General features: G+C 69.8%; 18 protein-coding genes. 10 read left to right on the top strand and 8 right to left on the bottom strand.

Annotation, left to right across the window (positions count from 1 at the left end; all coding sequences use genetic code 11):
• Positions 1 to 12 precede the first annotated feature (12 nt).
• The gene (gene tatB, locus AB0B33_RS17210) at positions 13 to 423 is read left to right on the top strand and encodes a Sec-independent protein translocase protein TatB (RefSeq protein ID WP_360772363.1); all 411 of its coding nucleotides are present in this window, start codon (positions 13 to 15) and stop codon (positions 421 to 423) included.
• A 48-nt stretch (positions 424 to 471) separates the two neighbouring features.
• Here the strand turns inward: tatB and AB0B33_RS17205 are convergent, their stop codons facing one another.
• The 4 genes from AB0B33_RS17205 to AB0B33_RS17190 are packed head-to-tail and all read right to left on the bottom strand — an operon-like array spanning position 472 to position 4,329.
• Entirely contained in the window at positions 472 to 1,617 is a 1,146-nt protein-coding gene (locus AB0B33_RS17205; protein ID WP_247014531.1) for a P-loop NTPase, read from the bottom strand.
• 10 nt (positions 1,618 to 1,627) lie between these two features.
• On the bottom strand, positions 1,628 to 2,137 hold the full coding sequence (locus AB0B33_RS17200; RefSeq protein WP_247014530.1) for a DUF1003 domain-containing protein: 510 nt from the start codon (positions 2,135 to 2,137) through the stop codon (positions 1,628 to 1,630).
• Positions 2,130 to 3,407, bottom strand: coding sequence for a CBS domain-containing protein (locus tag AB0B33_RS17195; protein WP_360772358.1), 1,278 nt, complete (start codon positions 3,405 to 3,407; stop codon positions 2,130 to 2,132). The genes AB0B33_RS17200 and AB0B33_RS17195 overlap by 8 nt, the downstream gene beginning before the upstream one ends.
• 10 nt (positions 3,408 to 3,417) lie before the next feature.
• Positions 3,418 to 4,329 (bottom strand): aminoglycoside phosphotransferase family protein, encoded by a 912-nt coding sequence (locus tag AB0B33_RS17190; RefSeq protein ID WP_360772356.1) that lies wholly within the window; start codon positions 4,327 to 4,329, stop codon positions 3,418 to 3,420.
• A gap of 92 nt (positions 4,330 to 4,421) precedes the next feature.
• On the opposite strand from AB0B33_RS17190, the gene AB0B33_RS17185 reads away from it, so the two are divergent.
• On the top strand, positions 4,422 to 5,276 hold the full coding sequence (locus AB0B33_RS17185; RefSeq protein WP_360772353.1) for an SPFH domain-containing protein: 855 nt from the start codon (positions 4,422 to 4,424) through the stop codon (positions 5,274 to 5,276).
• Here the strand turns inward: AB0B33_RS17185 and AB0B33_RS17180 are convergent.
• Together AB0B33_RS17180 and AB0B33_RS17175 are read right to left on the bottom strand one after the other, a co-directional pair.
• Entirely contained in the window at positions 5,273 to 5,884 is a 612-nt protein-coding gene (locus AB0B33_RS17180; RefSeq protein WP_360772350.1) for a DUF4190 domain-containing protein, read from the bottom strand. The genes AB0B33_RS17185 and AB0B33_RS17180 overlap by 4 nt on opposite strands.
• A 34-nt stretch (positions 5,885 to 5,918) precedes the next feature.
• Entirely contained in the window at positions 5,919 to 6,269 is a 351-nt protein-coding gene (locus AB0B33_RS17175) for a DUF4190 domain-containing protein (RefSeq protein WP_360772347.1), read from the bottom strand.
• Positions 6,270 to 6,400: 131 nt separating this feature from the next.
• Here AB0B33_RS17175 and AB0B33_RS17170 point away from each other — a divergent pair, with 131 nt between their 5' ends.
• The 6 genes from AB0B33_RS17170 to ugpC all read left to right on the top strand — a co-directional run bounded on the left by AB0B33_RS17170 (position 6,401) and on the right by ugpC (position 12,852).
• Complete coding sequence (locus AB0B33_RS17170; RefSeq protein ID WP_360772344.1) at positions 6,401 to 7,597, top strand: acyl-CoA dehydrogenase family protein; 1,197 nt, start codon at positions 6,401 to 6,403, stop codon at positions 7,595 to 7,597.
• Between the two features lie 176 nt (positions 7,598 to 7,773).
• Entirely contained in the window at positions 7,774 to 8,289 is a 516-nt protein-coding gene (locus tag AB0B33_RS17165; RefSeq protein ID WP_360772790.1) for a general stress protein, read from the top strand.
• Positions 8,290 to 8,545: 256 nt separating this feature from the next.
• Positions 8,546 to 9,868, top strand: coding sequence for an ABC transporter substrate-binding protein (locus AB0B33_RS17160; RefSeq protein ID WP_360772341.1), 1,323 nt, complete (start codon positions 8,546 to 8,548; stop codon positions 9,866 to 9,868).
• Positions 9,865 to 10,827 (top strand): sugar ABC transporter permease, encoded by a 963-nt coding sequence (locus AB0B33_RS17155; RefSeq protein ID WP_281506199.1) that lies wholly within the window; start codon positions 9,865 to 9,867, stop codon positions 10,825 to 10,827. Before AB0B33_RS17160 ends, AB0B33_RS17155 begins: the two co-directional genes overlap by 4 nt.
• Positions 10,827 to 11,666, top strand: coding sequence for a carbohydrate ABC transporter permease (locus AB0B33_RS17150; RefSeq protein ID WP_155549210.1), 840 nt, complete (start codon positions 10,827 to 10,829; stop codon positions 11,664 to 11,666). The genes AB0B33_RS17155 and AB0B33_RS17150 overlap by 1 nt, the downstream gene beginning before the upstream one ends.
• Before the next feature lie 4 nt (positions 11,667 to 11,670).
• On the top strand, positions 11,671 to 12,852 hold the full coding sequence (gene ugpC, locus AB0B33_RS17145) for a sn-glycerol-3-phosphate ABC transporter ATP-binding protein UgpC (RefSeq protein WP_247014522.1): 1,182 nt from the start codon (positions 11,671 to 11,673) through the stop codon (positions 12,850 to 12,852).
• 55 nt (positions 12,853 to 12,907) lie between these two features.
• Here the strand turns inward: ugpC and AB0B33_RS17140 are convergent, their stop codons facing one another.
• Positions 12,908 to 13,807 (bottom strand): hypothetical protein, encoded by a 900-nt coding sequence (locus AB0B33_RS17140; RefSeq protein ID WP_360772339.1) that lies wholly within the window; start codon positions 13,805 to 13,807, stop codon positions 12,908 to 12,910.
• Positions 13,808 to 14,060: 253 nt separating this feature from the next.
• On the opposite strand from AB0B33_RS17140, the gene AB0B33_RS17135 reads away from it, so the two are divergent.
• Positions 14,061 to 14,255, top strand: coding sequence for a PspC domain-containing protein (locus tag AB0B33_RS17135; RefSeq protein WP_247014521.1), 195 nt, complete (start codon positions 14,061 to 14,063; stop codon positions 14,253 to 14,255).
• 240 nt (positions 14,256 to 14,495) lie between these two features.
• Here the strand turns inward: AB0B33_RS17135 and AB0B33_RS17130 are convergent, their stop codons facing one another.
• Positions 14,496 to 15,161, bottom strand: a complete 666-nt coding sequence (locus tag AB0B33_RS17130; RefSeq protein ID WP_247014520.1) for a TetR/AcrR family transcriptional regulator — start codon at positions 15,159 to 15,161, stop codon at positions 14,496 to 14,498.
• A 119-nt stretch (positions 15,162 to 15,280) separates the two neighbouring features.
• On the opposite strand from AB0B33_RS17130, the gene AB0B33_RS17125 reads away from it, so the two are divergent.
• Positions 15,281 to 16,780: an MFS transporter gene (locus AB0B33_RS17125; RefSeq protein ID WP_247014519.1), complete on the top strand. Its 1,500-nt coding sequence runs from the start codon at positions 15,281 to 15,283 to the stop codon at positions 16,778 to 16,780.
• The last annotated feature ends 32 nt before the right edge of the window (positions 16,781 to 16,812 follow it).

The raw sequence follows: 16,812 nt of genomic DNA, 5'->3' as shown, positions 1-16,812 counted from the left end.
GGAGGTTGACTGGTGTTCGACAGCGTCGGGTGGGGCGAAATCCTCGTCCTCATCATCGCCGGTCTCTTCATCCTCGGCCCGGAACGCCTCCCCGAGGCGGCGTCCTGGCTGGCGAAGAGCGTGAAGAAGGTCCGCGACTTCGCGACCGGTGCCCGTGAACAGCTGCGCGAGGAGATGGGCCCGGAGTTCGACCAGCTCCGCAAGCCCCTCGAAGACCTCCGCGGGCTGCGCAACTTCGACCCCAAACGCGTGGTGACGCAGCACCTGTTCGACGGCGACGCGGACCCGCTGGGCCTGAAGGGCATCACGAACGGCAGCAACGGGACGAACGGGACCAACGGCTCGACGGTCAGCCAGACCCCGGCGCGGCCGGAGCCGCTGAAGCCGGGCGAGCGCCCGCCGATCGACCCGGACGCCACCTGACGCACCGAAGGCCACCCCGCGGGGTGGCCTTCGGCTTCCGCGAGCGGGTCAGCGGCCCGCGGGGGTCACGTTCAGCATCATCCCGGCCAGGCCGCGGGCGCGGACCGAGAGCTTCTTCGCCACGTCGTTCAGCACCACCGACGCCGGCGCTTCCGGCTCGGACAGCACGATCGGCGTGCCCGCGTCGCCCTGGGCGACCACTCGCGGGTCCATCGGGACCTGGCCGAGCAGCGGGACGTCGGAGCCGATCGACTTCGTCAGCGAATCGGCCACCGTCCGGCCGCCGCCGGAGCCGAAGATCTCCAGGCGGGAGCCGTCGGGCTGCTCCAGCCACGACATGTTCTCGATGACGCCCGCCACACGCTGACGCGTCTGCAGCGCGATCGCACCCGCGCGCTCGGCCACCTCGGCCGCCGCCTGCTGCGGGGTCGTGACCACCAGGATCTCCGCGTTCGGGATCAGCTGGGCCACCGAGATCGCGATGTCGCCGGTGCCCGGCGGCAGGTCCAGCAGCAGGATGTCGAGGTCGCCCCAGAACACGTCGGCCAGGAACTGCTGCAGCGCGCGGTGCAGCATCGGGCCGCGCCACACCACCGGCGTGTTGCCCGGGGTGAACATGCCGATCGAGATCACCTTCACGCCGTGGGACTGCGGCGGCATGATCATCGTGTCGACCTTGGTCGGCTTCTCGCGCGCGCCCAGCATGCGGGGGATCGAGTGGCCGTAGATGTCGGCGTCCACGACCCCGACCGAAAGGCCGCGCGCGGCCATCGACGCCGCCAGGTTCACCGTGACCGACGACTTGCCGACGCCGCCCTTGCCCGACGCCACGCAGTACACGCGGGTCATCGAGCCCGGCTGCGCGAATGGGATCACCGGCTCGGCCGCGTCGCCGCGCAGCGACTTCCGCAGCTCGGAGCGCTGCTCGTCGCTCATGACGTCCAGCTCGACGCGTACGTCGACGACGCCGGGGAGCTTCGCGACGGCTTCCTTCGTGTCGTTGGTCAGCGTCGCCTTCAGCGGGCAGCCCGCGACCGTCAGGTAGATCCCGACCGTCACGACGCCGTCGTCGCCGACGACCACGTCCTTGACCATCCCCAGGTCCGTGATGGGTTTCCGGATCTCCGGGTCTTGCACGCTCTTCAGCGCGCTGCGGACGTCGTCGACGCTGGGGAGCTGCTGAGTACTGGTCACCCCGTCCATGTTACGAGCCGGTAGGAGTGCGGCTCGGCTTGGCCTTCCTGGGCTGGACGGCGAGGTCCTCCCGGAGCCGGTCCAGCTCGCTGCGCAGGTAGTCCCGCGTCGCCACCTCGCCGACCGCCAGCCGCAGCGCCGCCAGCTCCCTGGCCAGGTATTCCGTGTCGGCTTTCGTCTGCAGGGCCCGGTTCCGGTCCTCCTCCAGGGAGACGCGGTCGCGGTCGTCCTGGCGGTTCTGCGCGAGCAGGATCAACGGTGCCGCGTAGGCAGCCTGTGTCGAAAAAGCCAGGTTGAGCAGGATGAACGGGTACGGGTCCCAGCGGAACGACACCGCGGCCAGGTTCAGCACGATCCAGATGATCACGATGAGCGTCTGCCAGAACAGGTACTTGCCGGTGCCGAGGAACCGCGCCAGCCGTTCGGACAGCCGGCCGAAGGTGTCCGGGTCGATGTTCAGCCTGAACCGGTTCTGGCCGCGGGGCTGGTCGAGCCGCCGTCCCGGAGTCAGCTCAGGCACGGTGTTCCTCCATGGTGTCGTGCAGCCCGGTCTCGCGCCAGTCCTCGGGCAGCAGGTGGTCGAGGACGTCGTCGACGGTCACCGCGCCGATCAGGTGGTCCTCGGTGTCGATGACCGGCCCGCAGGTCAGGTTGTAGGCCGCGAAGTACCGCGTGACCTCGGCCAGCGAGGCACCCGGTTTCAGCGGCGGCAGGCCGGTGTCGACGGCGCTGGCCACGAGCTCCGCCGGCGGCTCGCGCAGGAGCCGCTGGAAGTGGACGACGCCGACGTAGCGCCCGGTCGGCGTCGCGGTCGGCGGCCGGCAGACGAACACCATGCTGGCCAGCGCCGGCGGCAGCTCGGGGTTGCGGATGTGGGCCAGCGCCTCCGCGATCGTCGTGTCCGGCGTGAGCACCACCGGTTCCGGCGTCATCAGGCCGCCCGCGGTGTCGGACGAGTACTCCAGCAGCCGCTTGACCGGCGCGGACTCCTCCGGCTCCATCAGTTCCAGCAGCCGGCTCTGGTCGGCCGGGGCGAGCTCGGCCAGCAGGTCGGCCGCGTCGTCGGGGTTCATCGCCTCCAGGACGTCGGCGGCGCGCTCCTCGGCCAGGTACGCCAGCAGTTCCTTCTGGTCGTCGTCCGGCAGCTCTTCGATGACGTCGGCGAGGCGCTCGTCGTCCATCGCGTCGGCGACCTCGTGGCGCCGCTTGAGCGGCAGGTCGCGCACGGTCGCGGCGATGTCGGCCGGGCGCATGGTGTCGAACAGCATGAGCAGCTGGCCGGCGCCCTGGGGCTGCGCGCCGAGGTCGGCCAGGCCCAGCCCGGAGACCTCCGACCACGGCAGCACCTGCATCGCCGCGCGGCGGCGGCCCAGCCCGCTCCGCCGCTCCCGGATGGCCAGCTTGGCCAGCACCCAGTCGCGGGTGCGGGTCGGCTCCATCCCGGCGTCGACGACGGTGATCCGCGTGCCGGACGCGGTCAGCGCGGCGTGCGCGTCGAGCAGCTGCCCGAGCACCAGGACCTCGTTGGGCCGCTGGACGAACTGGCGCATGTTGACCGAGCCGGTGGCGAGCGTCACGGCGGTCGGCTCGATCCCGGTGACCCGCAGCATCGGCACGAAGACGCGCCGCCGCGTGCTCAGCTCGACGACCAGCCCGAGGATCCGCGGCGGCTGCGCGTCGAGCCGCAGCCCGGCCACCAGGTCGCGGACCCGGCCGATCGACTCGCCGTCCGGGCCGAACACGGGCAAGCCGGACAGCTGAGCAGCGAAAACCCTGTTGACCGCGGCCATGGCGCTGACACTATCGGCTGGCTGCCCAGACAGCGATTTCCGGCACTGTGACGAAGGCCGGGTCGTCGCTCTCCTCGCCGGTCTCGGCGAGCTCCTCGATCATCCAGATCCAGTTCTGCACGGCCCGCACGAGCGTCCAAGCCCGCGCTTTCGCGGCGTCCAGTTCGAGTGAAGCGACGATCAGCGTGCACCGTTCGTCCAGTGTGGACTCGGTGAAGCGGTTCCAGAACAACGGGATGACACCCCACTCGAGGTCGCCGGCGAGCGGCTTGGGGTCGATGACCAGCCACGGCTCGCGCGTACCGGCGAGGACGTTCTCGAAGTGCAGGTCCTCGTTCACCAGCCGGTCACCCGCGCCCGGCCCGAGCTCGCGGCAGATCGCGACGGCGTCGTCGACCAGCCGCCGCTCGAACGGCTCGCCGAGCTCGGCCCACCGGCGGGGGAGCTCCTCGGCGAGGCTCCCGGCTTCGGTGCGCAGCTGCCGCCGCAGCGACGGCGGTGCGGGCACGGCGAGCCGGCGCGCGAGGCCGCCGATGAGCGGGATCGCTTCGCGCAGCGGGAGGTCGTCCAGGGTGCGGCCGGCGTCGAGCCGTTCGAGGAGCAGGACGCCGTCCTCCGGTGCGGAGTCCAGCAGCCGCACCGCACCCCGACCGGCCCATGTGGACAGTGCGAGCGGCTCGTCGGCCGATTCTTCGTCGCGCCAGCCGAGCTTCAGCACCACCGGCGTGCCGTCGGCCAGGCGCGCGGGCTGCACGACGCCGACGTAGCCGTGCATCGCTTCGCCCTCGAACGTCAAGCCCCACTCGCGCGCGTAGCGGGCGGCGAGCCGGGGCAGCTCCGCCAGCCAGGGGACCGCCCCGGGGCCGAGCACCTTCGGGGCCCGGGCGGCGAACAGCGGGGGAACGCGAAGATCGGTCACCACCCCAGTCTGGTGGCCGCGTCCAGCGCGTTTCGTCGGGACCGCGACCGGCGTACGCTGGGTTTTCAGGGGAAAACGCAACCCCGGGAGCAGCCATGGTGGTGGAGATCCTCAGCGCTGTCGTCGTCGCGGGTGGAGCCTGGCTCGCGGCCAGTGTGCGCGTCGTGAAGCAGTACGAACGCGGCCTCGTCTTCCGGTTCGGCCGGGTGCGGGCGAAGGTCCGCGAACCGGGGCTGGCGGTGCTCGTGCCGTTCGCGGACCGGATCCAGAAGGTCAACATGCAGATCGTCACCATGCCGGTCCCCGCCCAGGACGGCATCACCCGCGACAACGTCACCGTCCGGGTCGACGCGGTCGTCTACTTCAAGGTCATCGACCCGATCGTCGCGGCGGTCAACGTCCAGGACTACCGGTCGGCGGTCGGCCAGGTCGCGCAGACGTCGCTGCGCTCGATCATCGGCAAGAGCGAGCTCGACGACCTGCTCTCCAACCGCGAGCGCCTCAACGAGGGCCTGGAGCTGATGATCGACAGCCCCGCGCTGGACTGGGGCATCCACATCGACCGCGTCGAGATCAAGGACGTCGCGCTGCCGGAGGCGATGAAGCGCTCGATGTCGCGGCAGGCCGAGGCGGAGCGGGAACGGCGCGCGCGCGTCATCTCCGCCGACGGTGAACTGCAGGCGTCGTACAAGCTCTCGCAGGCGGCCGCGCAGATGGCCGACACCCCGGCGGCGCTGCAGCTGCGGCTGCTGGAGACCGTCGTGCAGGTGTCGTCGGAGAAGAACTCGACGCTGGTGCTGCCGTTCCCGGTGGAACTGCTGCGGTTCCTGGACGCGCAGACGCCGAAGGCCGCGCCGCCGCCGGAACCGCCGGCCGAGGCGAAGCCGGAGGTGAACGGTCACGCGACACCGGCGCCGCGCAGCCCCGGCGACGCGGTGCTGCCGGACTAGGTCAGCTGCCCGTTCGCGCTCAGGACGATCAGGGTGGTGAAGAAGCCGACCCAGAGCGCGATGGCGACGTAGCCGACGATCAGGGCGGCCGTGGCCAAGCCGCGGCCGCCCGCTTCGCCGCGGTTCGTCTTGCTCAGCGCGATGTGGGCCATGACCACCCCGGCGATCGCCGTGATGCCGGAGCAGAAGCCGAGGATCGAGCAGACCAGGGCGCCGATCGCCAGCGCGTTGTCCTGCCCGCGGGCCGAAGGCGCGTACGGCGAGCCGTACTGCGGCGGTGTGACGTACGACTGCGGGTACGGCTGCGGCGGGTACCCGGGCGGCGGCGAGTACACCGGCTGGCCGGGAGCGGCGTACGGCGTGCCGGGGATGTGCGCGGCCGGCGTCTCGAACGAGCCGGGCGGCAGCGGGCCGGGCTGCTCCGGGGCGGCGGCCGGCTCGGCGGTCGCGGTGGTGTCCGCGACGGTGGTGTCCGCGATCGTCGCGTCACCGGCCGGCGGGTCGTACCGCTCCGGCTCGTACGACGTCGATTCGGTGGCCGGCGGCGGGTCGTAGGCCACGGTCGGATCGGTGGCCGGGCGGTCCTTGTCCCCGGACGGGTCGGTCATGACGGATCCCCTCGGTGCGTGCGCGAAGCCAAGGTTAGCGCCAGCCGCTGAACGCGCCGATACCGATGAACAGGGCGAGCAGGCCGATGTTCAGCGCGATGGAGATGTAGCCGATGATGATCCCCGCCAGCGCGAGGCCTTGGCCGTCGGCCACGCCGCGCTTGGCCTTGCCGTAGGCGATGTGGCCCATGATGATGCCCGCGATGCCGACGACGAAGCACAGGATGAGCCCGAGGATCGAGCAGACCAGCGACCCGACGGCGAGGCCCGAGCCCTCCACCGGGGGCTGGTAGCCGCCCGGGTAGCCGGGGTACTGCGGGTAACCGGGCTGCTGGTAGCCGTACTGCTGACCGTACGGGTTGTTCGGGTCCTGCGGATAAGTCATGGTGCTCCCCTCCGCGCCGCACTCTACGGCGGGAATCGTGAGCGCCCTCATAGCAGGGTCGCGGGTTTCGGGTCATACTCACCGGTAACCCAGCGCCGGGAGCGGCGTCGTATTCCGGAAAGGGAGCCGTGATGGCCCGTCTCGCCCAGACCGCCGGCCTGACCGACGTGCAGTCGGAGATCCTCGCGACCGTCCGCCAGTTCGTGGACAAGGAAGTCATCCCGCACGCCCAGGAGCTCGAACACTCCGACACCTACCCGGCGGACATCGTCGAGGGCATGAAGGAGATGGGCCTGTTCGGGATCACCATCCCGGAGGAGTACGGCGGGCTCGGCGAGTCGCTGCTGACCTACGCACTGGTGGTCGAGGAGATCGCGCGGGGCTGGATGAGCGTGTCCGGTGTGATCAACACCCACTTCATCGTGGCGCACATGATCTCCCGCCACGGCACGGAAGCGCAGAAGCAGCACTTCCTCCCGCGGATGGCGACCGGCGAGGTGCGCGGCTCGTTCTCGATGTCGGAGCCGGATCTCGGCTCGGACGTCGCCGCGATCAAGACCAAGGCGAAGAAGACCGACGACGGCTACGTCATCGACGGCTCGAAGATGTGGCTGACCAACGGCGGTTCGTCGAACCTGATCGCGCTGCTGGTCAAGACCGACGAGGGCGCCGAGAAGGCGCACCAGAACCTGACGACGTTCCTCGTGGAGAAGCCGGAAGGCTTCGGCGAGGTGGCGCCCGGGCTCACCATCCCCGGCAAGATCGACAAGATGGGCTACAAGGGCGTCGACACGACCGAAGCGGTCTTCGACGGCTACCGGATCGGCGCGGACATGGTGCTCGGCGAGGCGCCGGGGCGCGGGTTCGCGTACATGATGGACGGTGTCGAGGTCGGCCGCGTGAACGTCGCGGCGCGGGCGTGCGGCATCGCGATCCGCGCGTTCGAGCTCGCGGTCGAGTACGCCCAGCAGCGCAAGACGTTCGGCAAGGCGATCGCCGAGCACCAGGCGATCGCGTTCAAGCTGGCCGAGATGGCGACGAAGGTCGAAGCGGCCCACCTGATGATGGTGAACGCGGCGCGGCTCAAGGATTCGGGCGAGCGCAACGACGTCGAGGCCGGGATGGCGAAGCTGATCGCTTCGGAGTACTGCGCGGAGGTCACGCAGGACGCGTTCCGCATCCACGGCGGCTACGGGTACTCGAAGGAGTACGAGATCGAGCGCCTGATGCGCGAGGCCCCGTTCCTGCTGATCGGCGAGGGGACGAGCGAAATCCAGAAGACCATCATCAGCCGCGGCTTGCTGCGGGAGTACAAGTCCCGCTCCTGAGGCCGCCACTTTCCCTACGAAAGCTGCGCGGGAGGCGCCCTCCGGCGACACTTTCATAGGGAAAGTGCGAAGCGACTTGTCGACATGGGGCAGTGTCCGGCCTTTCGGGGTAAGCGGCTCGCACGGTCCGGGCGTTCTTGACAAGATGGACGCCCGAGACCACGAGTGCGCAGGTGATGATGGTGAGTAGTCCCTTCGGCGGGAGCCGGGCGCCCGGCAACCTGCCACGGCTGCCGACCCCGCCGACCGGCTGGCCGATCGGGTCGTACGCGACCTACGGCGAGGCGAAGCAGGCCGTCGACTTCCTCGCGGAGAGCGAGTTCGCCGTCTCCGACGTCACCATCGTCGGGGTCGACCTGATGCTCGTCGAGCGCGTCATCGGGCGGCTGACCTGGGGGCGCGTGCTCGCCGCCGGCGGGGTGTCCGGGGCCTGGTTCGGCATCTTCGCCGGGCTGCTGCTCGGCTTGTTCGTCAACCAGGGCTTCGCGTTGCAGGTGCTCACCGGGCTCGTGCTCGGCGTGCTGTCCGGGCTGATGTTCGCCGCCATCGGGTACAGCATGTCGCGCGGGCGGCGGGACTTCTCCTCGGCGAGCCAGCTCGTCGCCGGCCGGTACGACGTCCTGTGCCAGCCGCGGTCCGCCGAACAGGCGCGCGAACTGCTCGCCAAGCTCGCGCTCAAGCCGAACCCCTGAACCCGAACCCCTAAAAACTCCGCCCCTACCAGGGAAAAATCACGATTCGACGCGCGGTGGGCTGAATCGTTACCGATACTGCTTGCGGGGTGTGATCGCCCGGCATAAGTTGTCCGACACCAGTCGGGCGGCCTCGCCCAACCAGCGCGGCGGCCCGAGCACTAGCACGTCGGGGTGCTGGCGCGGTTCGCCTCATCGCGTCGCGGTGCCCACCGGGTACCGCGGTAACCGGCGTGCACGCGGGTGAGGAGGCCTTATGGGGAAGAGGATCGGCGCGGGCGAACGGGGACGCTCGCCCGGCCGTGCCGCGGTCCTGCTGGGGGCAGGGGCATTGGTGACCGGTCTGCTGGCCGGTTGCGGATCGGGCGGTGGGCTGAAGATCAACGTCTACTACGCGCCCGAAGACAGCTTCCAGAAAGTCGTCGACAACTGCAACCAGGCGGCGGGCGGGCGCTACGAGATCGTCTACAACAAACTGCAGCGGGGCGCCGACGACCAGCGCCTGCAGATGGCCCGGCGGCTCGCCGCGGGCGACACCGCGATGGACGTCCTCGGCCTCGACGTGACCTGGGTTTCGGAGTTCGCCGAAGCCGGCTGGGTCGAGGAGTGGACGGGCCGGAACAAGGCCGAGGCGACGCAGGGCGTCCTGCAGGGGCCGCTGGAAACGGCGACCTACGACGGGAAGCTCTACGCGGCCACGAAGAACACCAACGTCCAGCTGCTCTGGTACGACGACCGGATCACGCCGACGCCGCCGAAGACGTGGCAGGAGATGATCGCGAAGTCGAAGGAGCTGAAGGCGCAGGGCAAGCCGTACAGCATCGTCTTCACCGGCGCGCAGTACGAAGGCCTCGTCGTCTTCTACAACACGCTGGTCAACTCGATGGGCGGGCACATCATCTCCGACGACGGCAAGTCCGTCGTCATGGACGACGGCGCCGTGCAGGCGCTGGCCCTGCTCAAGGAGGTCACGTCGTCGGGCATCACCGACCCGTCGCTGACCAACTCGAAGGAGGACGACGTCCGGCAGGCGTTCCAGCGCGGTGACGCCGCGTTCGAGCTCAACTGGCCGTTCGTCTACGCCTCCTACGCCAAGGACAAGCCGCAGGACGTTTCGCACATGAAGTGGGCCGTCTACCCCGAGGCGAAGGCCGGCACGCCGGCCAAGACCACGATCGGTGGCTACGACCTCGGCGTCAGCTCGTTGTCGGCGCACAAGCCCGAGGCGTTCGAAGCGGCGCTGTGCCTGCGCAACGCGGAGAACCAGAAGTTCTCGGCGATCAACGACGGCGTCCCGCCGACCATCGAATCGGTGTACCGCAACGACACGCCGCTCGACCCGTCGAAGCCGGCGAGCGCCGACAACCCGAACATGGCGCTCAAGTACCCGATGCGCGACTCGATCATCGCCGCCATCAAGGACTCCGCGGTGCGGCCGCTGACCCCGGCCTACCAGAACCTGTCCACGGTGATGTCCAAGGTCCTTTCCCCGCCCGCGGAAATCGACCCGAAGGCCACCGCGGACAAGCTCCGCGAACAGCTCAACGACGCGCTCCAGTCGAAGGGAGTGATCCCGTGACCGTCCAGGACCCGACCACGGCGGGGGCCACCGCCGCCCAGGAACCCGTGTCCCACAAGAAGGGCAAACCCGCCCTGTCCGAGGGGAAGCGGGCCGAGCGGCGGCTCGGGCTCTGGCTGTGCGCGCCCGCGTTCTTCGTGATGATCGCGGTCACCGGCTACCCGATCCTCTACTCGATCTGGCTGTCGCTGCAGCGGTACGACCTCAGGTTCCCCGCGCAGCAGGAGTTCGTCGGCTTCGACAACTACGGGGCCGTGCTGTCCAATTCGTACTGGTGGACGGCGTTCGGCACCACGATGTTCCTCACCGTGGTGTCGGTGGCGATCGAGTTCGTCCTCGGCATGGCACTGGCGCTGGTGATGCACCGGACGCTCGTCGGCCGCGGGCTCGTGCGCACGGTCGCGCTGATCCCGTACGGCATCGTCACGGTCGTCGCGGCGTTCTCGTGGTACTACGCGTGGACGCCGAAGACCGGCTACCTGGCGAACTGGCTGGCCGCCGACGCGGCACCGCTCACCGAGCAGTGGCCGTCGCTGTTCATCATCATCGGCGCCGAGGTGTGGAAGACCACGCCGTTCATGGCGCTGCTGCTGATGGCGGGCCTGGCCCTGGTGCCGGACGACCTGCTCAAGGCCGCGTCGATGGACGGCGCGAGCGCGTGGCAGCGGTTCACGAAGGTGATGCTGCCGGTGATGAAGCCGGCGATCCTGGTGGCGCTGCTGTTCCGCACGCTCGACGCGTTCCGCATCTTCGACAACATCTACGTGCTCACCTCGGGCGCGCAGGACACCGGGTCGGTCTCCATGCAGACCTACAACAACCTGGTCAAGGGGCTCAACCTCGGGATCGGGTCGACGATGGCGGTGCTGATCTTCATCACCGTGGCGATCATCGCCTTCATCTTCATCAAGGTGTTCGGCACGGCCGCACCGGGTTCGGACGACGGGGGTAAGCGCTGATGGTGATGGGAACCGTCACGACGGGCCGCAAGCTCAGGTGGGGCCTGGTCGACATCCTCGTGCTGGTGTTCGCGCTGGTGCCGGTGCTCTGGGTGGTTTCGCTGTCGTTCAAGACCAAGGACACGCTGACCGACGGGTCGTTCATCCCGCAGTCGTGGACCTGGCAGAACTACGCGGACATCTTCCAGACGTCGGAGTTCCTGCTGGCGCTGGTCAACTCCATCGGCATCGCGATCATCTCGACGGTGATCGCGGTGGTGCTGGGCACGATGGCCGCGTACGCGATCGCGCGGCTGGAGTTCCCCGGCAAGCAGCTGCTGGTCGGGCTTTCGCTGCTGATCGCGATGTTCCCGCAGGTGTCGCTGGTGACCCCGCTGTTCAACATCGAGCGGAACCTGGCGCTGTTCGACACCTGGCCGGGGCTGATCCTGCCCTACATCACGTTCGCCCTGCCGCTGTCGATCTACACGCTGTCGGCGTTCTTCCGGGAAATCCCGTGGGAACTGGAAAAAGCGGCGAAGATGGACGGCGCGACGCCGGCCCAGGCGTTCCGGAAGGTGATCGCGCCGCTGGCCGCGCCGGGCGTGTTCACCACCGCGATCCTGGTGTTCATCTTCTGCTGGAACGACTTCCTGTTCGCCATCTCGCTGACGTCGACCACGGCGTCGCGCACGGTGCCGGCCGCGCTGTCGTTCTTCACCGGGTCCTCGCAGTTCGAGGACCCGACGGGCCAGGTGAGCGCGGCCGCGGTCGTGATCACCATCCCGATCATTGTGTTCGTGTTGTTCTTCCAGCGTCGCATCGTGGCGGGGCTGACGTCCGGTGCGGTGAAGGGGTAGCGCTATGGCAGAGATCGTGCTCGACAAGGTGTCGAAGAAGTACCCCGACGGCGCCCTCGCCGTGTCCGAAGTGGACATCACCATCGCCGACGGCGAGTTCATCATCCTGGTCGGCCCGTCCGGCTGCGGGAAGTCGACGACGCTGAACATGGTGGCGGGCCTGGAGGACATCTCCTCGGGCGAGCTGCGCATCGACGGCAAGCGCGTCAACGAGAAGGCCCCGAAGGACCGGGACATCGCGATGGTGTTCCAGTCCTACGCGCTCTACCCGCACATGAGCGTCCGGGAGAACATGGCCTTCCCGCTGCGGCTGGCCAAAGTGGACGACAAGACGGTGCGGGCGAAGGTCGAAGAGGCGGCGACGATCCTCGACCTGACCGCGCACCTGGACCGCAAGCCGGCCAACCTCTCCGGTGGCCAGCGCCAGCGCGTCGCGATGGGCCGGGCGATCGTCCGCAGCCCCAAGGCGTTCCTGATGGACGAGCCACTGTCCAACCTGGACGCCAAGCTGCGCGGCCAGATGCGGACGTCGGTGTCGAAGATCCAGAAGCAGCTCGGCACCACCACGCTGTACGTGACGCACGACCAGACCGAAGCCATGACCCTGGGCGACCGGGTCGTGGTGCTGCGCGGTGGGTACGTGCAGCAGATCGGCGCTCCGCAGTTCCTCTACGACAACCCGGCGAACCTGTTCGTGGCCGGGTTCATCGGCTCGCCGTCGATGAACTTCGTCCCGGCGACGCTGGAGAACAACGAGCTGCGCAGCGCGCTGGGCACCACCCCGCTGACGGACCGGATCCGGCAGCTGGTGGAGAAGGCGAACGCGCCGCGGGAGGTCCTGGTCGGCATCCGGCCGGAGCACTTCGAGGACGCGGCGCTGGTCGAAGCCGGCCAGAAGTCGGGCGGCGGCACGTTCACCGCGCACATCGACGTGCTCGAGTCGATGGGCTCGGAGAAGTTCGCCCACTTCACGCTGGAGGGCGACGTGGCGACGTCCGAGGAACTGGCGGAACTGGCCGCGGACAGCGGTTCGTCCGACGTCCCGGGCTCGGAGTCCCAGATCGTGGCCCGCCTGTCGGCCGAGTCGTCCGCGGCGGAGAACGCGGACCTCGAGGTCTGGTACGACGCGGACAAGATCAAGCTGTTCGACCCCTCGAACGGCAAGAACCTGACGTACGAGGACTGAGCCGCTTCAAAACCGTGAAGGCCGCCCCGGGGTTCCGGGGCGGCCTTCACGGCGTTCAGGCGGTCGGCAGGCGCGGGAGGATCGACGTCGCCGCCGTGCGGGCCAGGGCACAGGTGGCGTCGTTCGCCGTGCCGGCCGTCTCCACCACGCTGATCTCGGCCAGCTCGCGGCGGCCCGGCGGGCCCGGGGCCGGCTGGGTGGTGTCGACCAGGCAGAACGCGCCCGCGGTCCGGACCCGGGCCGGGCGGCCGCCCAGGGTTTCCGGCGGCGCGGGGGATTCCGCCGTCTCGACCGTCAGCTTCAGGCTGACCTTGCCGCGGATGCAGCTGTGCCCGGACAGCCCGGTCGTCGGCTTGCTGCCGGGGCCGGCGGCGGCGTCGAGGTCGTGGTTGTCGAGCAGCACGCACGGCGCCACCCGGCCCCACGAGCGGTCCGGGAACGTCAGCCTGCCGACTTTGTTCGCGGTGACGGCGGCCAGCGCCGAACCGATGGCGGCGTCCGCGACACCGCAGCGCGCCGCCTGGTCGTTCCCGGTGTCGGTGACCGACAGGTCGACCCGGTTGCCGTCGGCGAAGGTGATCGCGCGGGTGCACGCGCTGCGGTCGTTGAACGCCGACTGCTGGATCGCGACGCCGTCGGGCACCGGGCCGGGGTAGGCGTAGGGCTTGATGTTGGGGTCGGAGTCGAAGGCCAGCGGCCCGAGCTGGATCGTCTGCGCGCCGCGGGTCGCCTGGCAGCTCTCGAACGTCGGCACGGCGACCGCGCCCGGCGCGACCTCGGCCACGTTCAGCAGGCTGCAGTAGTCGACGGTGCCGAAGTCGCCGAGCGCGGCGGACGCCGTGAGCGGCGACGGGCCGGAGTGGTCGGGTTCGGGTGTGGCCTGAGTCGTCGCGCACCCCGCCGTGAGCAGGGCGCAGAACACCGCGACGGCCAAGCTTTTCGCAAGCGGGTACACGGGGAGCAAGTATCACCACATCGGGCCGAAAAACCAGCCCTGACGGGGACATCTCTCAGTATTTTCGGAGTGCCCACCGGCAAACCCGCAGTTCAGCCCGATCCGGGCCGGGCGGCAGCGATTTCGCCGGACTCACGAATGTTTTTCGGCTTTGCCGTCCCCTAAGGGAGCGATCCTTCCCGCGAGCGATGCGGAAGCGGGTACTCCGGTGGTGAAGTGGAGTCATCGGAACTTCGAGGAAAAGGAAACGACGATGAGCGCACCGGTCACCCAGCGACTGTCCCGCCCCCGCAACGGCCGCATGATCGGCGGCGTCTGCGCGGCCCTGGCGCGGCGGTTCGGCATGAAGCCCGGCACGGTCCGGCTGCTGGCCGTGCTGTCCTGCCTGCTGCCCGGGCCGCAGTTCGTGGCCTACCTGATCATGTGGGCGGTCATCCCGTCCGAGTGACGGACCCGCGCACCCCGAAGTCCTCGGCGCCGGCGGGGAACTCGCCCGCGGTCCCGAGGCTGGCCGCGCGGGCCGCCGGAGACGTGCGCGCCCTCGTCGCGCTGACGTCCGCCCGGCGGAGCGGCTCGGCGGGTACGGGGGCCGTGGCGTTGTGGGTGCGGCTGCCGTTGCGGGATCGCCGCGCGGTGGCGCCCGCAGCCGGCCCCGATCCCCGAACGGGCCGGAAGCACCTGCTGAGCCTCAGGGGCGCCAGCAGGACATGGCTTCGTCGACCTCGTCCACCCCGAGCGGTGGCCGCGGCAGCTTCGATGGCTTGCCCGGCTCGGCGCGCAGTCCGTCGAGCAGCATCGCGAGGCAGCGGCGCCACAGATCCGGCTCCACCGCCGACGTGAACTCGATCGCCGAGCCGATCATCATGTGCAGCAGCGGGATGTCCGTCGGGGAGAAGTCGGCGCGCAGGCCGCCCGCCTCCTGGGCCCGTTCGACGAGCCGTGTGATCAACGGCACCATGCGGGCCTTCTCCTCGGCGACGTGCTCGTGGCCGAACTTGTTGGACAGCATGATCTCGCGCAGCCCGCGGTCGCCCGAGTGGAGCTCGATCGACTTCCAGGTGAAGTCGACGAACGCCTGCCACGCGTCTTCGGCCTTCAGCGCTTCCTCGGCGAGATCGCCGATTTCCTCCATGCGCTCGGCGAACATCGCCTCGACCAGGTGTTCCTTGCTGGGGAACCGGCGGTAGACCGTGCCGACGCCGAGGCCGGCGTGGTGGGCGATGTCGTCCAGCGTGGCTTCGAGCCCGCGTTGGCCGAACACCACGCGGGCCGACGCCAGGATGCGGCGGCGGTTGAGTTCGGCGTCGCGCCGCAGCGGCCGCGCCGGTGCGGCGGGACCTGCGTCCCGTGTCATTCCCTCAGTCTAGCTCACAAAGTAGAGGCACCATCTCCGGTTTGTGTGTACCTTGGGTCGCGTAAGGGGAGATACCTACTCCACATAGCTTCCTGATCACTCCCAGTGAGGGGACACCCATGTCCGAATCCACTCTCGCCGTCGCGCCGCCGGGGGACGCGCGCGCCGCCGAGAACCCCCACCACAGCCGGCGGTGGCTGATCCTGGTGATGATCGGCATCGCGCAGCTGATGGTCGTGCTCGACGCGACCGTCGTGAACATCGCGCTGCCGTCGGCCCAGGTCGACCTGGGCTTCTCCAACGACGCCCGCCAGTGGGTCGTCACCGCGTACGCGCTCGCGTTCGGCAGCCTGCTGCTGCTCGGCGGCCGGCTCGCCGACGTCTTCGGCCGCAAGAACGCGTTCCTGGTCGGCCTCGCCGGCTTCGCCGCGGTGTCCGCGCTCGGGGGCGCGGCCGCCAACATCGAGATGCTGCTGATCGCGCGCGCCGCGCAGGGTGTGTTCGGCGCGCTGCTCGCGCCCGCCGCGCTTTCGCTGCTGACCACGACGTTCACCGACCCGAAGGAGCGTGGCCGCGCGTTCGGCGTCTTCGGGGCCATCGGCGGTGGCGGTGCCGCGATCGGCCTGCTGCTCGGCGGCGTGCTGACCGAGTACCTCGACTGGCGCTGGTGCATGTTCGTCAACATCATCTTCGCCGTCGTCGCCTTCGTCGGCGGCTCGATCCTGCTGCGCAGCCAGGAGACCGAAGGCCCGCGCCCGAAGCTCGACCTGCCCGGCACGGTCACGGCGTCGGCCGGTCTGTTCGCCCTCGTCTACGGCTTCGCGAACGCCGAGTCGGACTCGTGGTCCGCCGTGTCGGTGTGGGGCTTCCTCGCCGCCGGTGTCGTGCTGCTGGGCGTGTTCGTGTGGCTGCAGCAGCGCGTCTCGCACCCGCTGCTCCCGCTGCGCGTGCTGCTCGACCGCAACCGCGGCGGCTCGTACCTGGCGATGTTCCTGCTCGCCATCGGCATGTTCGCGATCTTCCTGTTCCTGACGTTCTACGTGCAGCAGAACCTGCAGTTCACGCCGATCGAGAGCGGCGTCGGCTTCCTGCCGATGGTCGCCACGCTGATGCTGTCCGCGACGACGGCGACGGCCGTGCTGCTGCCCCGCTTCGGCCCGCGTCCGCTGGTCCCGACCGGCATGGCGATCGCCGCCGTCGGCCTGTTCTGGCTGAGCGGCATCGGCCTCGACAGCACGTACACCTCCGGCGTGCTGGGCCCGCTGCTGGTGATGGGCTTCGGCATCGGCCTGGCGATGGCGCCGGCGATGAGCGTCGCGACCTTCGGCGTCGAGGCGCACGACGCGGGTGTCGCGTCGGCCGCGGTCAACACGATGCAGCAGGTCGGCGGTTCGATCGGCACGGCGCTGCTGTCGACGCTGGCCGGCAACGCGGCGACGGCCTACCTCGCGGGCAAGGTCCCGACCCCGCAGCTCGCGGCCGAGGCGTCGATCGAGAGCTACACGACGGCGTTCACCTGGGCGGCCGTGATCTTCGCGGTCGGCGCGGTGCTCAGCGGGCTGCTGCTGCGCCCGGGCGTCCCGAAGGGCGAAGCCGCTCCCGGCGCCGTCCACATGTAAGACCCTTTCGCGCCGAAGCGGGCCTTCGGGGG

Source organism: Amycolatopsis sp. NPDC049159, assembly GCF_040648295.1.
Taxonomy (GTDB): Bacteria; Actinomycetota; Actinomycetes; order Mycobacteriales; family Pseudonocardiaceae; genus Amycolatopsis; species Amycolatopsis pretoriensis_A.
Note: the sequence above shows the minus strand (reverse complement) of the source record. Positions and strands in the feature narration are given on the sequence as shown.

Excerpts from the sequence above, each read along its gene's own strand:
- AB0B33_RS17135 (WP_247014521.1), top strand. The coding sequence starts at position 14,061 with ATGAGCGCACCGGTCACCCAGCGACTGTCCCGCCCCCGCAACGGCCGC.
- AB0B33_RS17160 (WP_360772341.1), top strand. The coding sequence starts at position 8,546 with ATGGGGAAGAGGATCGGCGCGGGCGAACGGGGACGCTCGCCCGGCCGT.
- AB0B33_RS17185 (WP_360772353.1), top strand. The coding sequence starts at position 4,422 with ATGGTGGTGGAGATCCTCAGCGCTGTCGTCGTCGCGGGTGGAGCCTGG.
- AB0B33_RS17170 (WP_360772344.1), top strand. The coding sequence starts at position 6,401 with ATGGCCCGTCTCGCCCAGACCGCCGGCCTGACCGACGTGCAGTCGGAG.
- AB0B33_RS17125 (WP_247014519.1), top strand. The coding sequence starts at position 15,281 with ATGTCCGAATCCACTCTCGCCGTCGCGCCGCCGGGGGACGCGCGCGCC.
- AB0B33_RS17150 (WP_155549210.1), top strand. The coding sequence starts at position 10,827 with ATGGTGATGGGAACCGTCACGACGGGCCGCAAGCTCAGGTGGGGCCTG.
- ugpC (WP_247014522.1), top strand. The coding sequence starts at position 11,671 with ATGGCAGAGATCGTGCTCGACAAGGTGTCGAAGAAGTACCCCGACGGC.
- AB0B33_RS17165 (WP_360772790.1), top strand. The coding sequence starts at position 7,774 with ATGATGGTGAGTAGTCCCTTCGGCGGGAGCCGGGCGCCCGGCAACCTG.
- AB0B33_RS17175 (WP_360772347.1), bottom strand. The coding sequence starts at position 6,269 with ATGACTTATCCGCAGGACCCGAACAACCCGTACGGTCAGCAGTACGGC.
- AB0B33_RS17130 (WP_247014520.1), bottom strand. The coding sequence starts at position 15,161 with ATGACACGGGACGCAGGTCCCGCCGCACCGGCGCGGCCGCTGCGGCGC.
- AB0B33_RS17180 (WP_360772350.1), bottom strand. The coding sequence starts at position 5,884 with ATGACCGACCCGTCCGGGGACAAGGACCGCCCGGCCACCGATCCGACC.
- AB0B33_RS17195 (WP_360772358.1), bottom strand. The coding sequence starts at position 3,407 with ATGGCCGCGGTCAACAGGGTTTTCGCTGCTCAGCTGTCCGGCTTGCCC.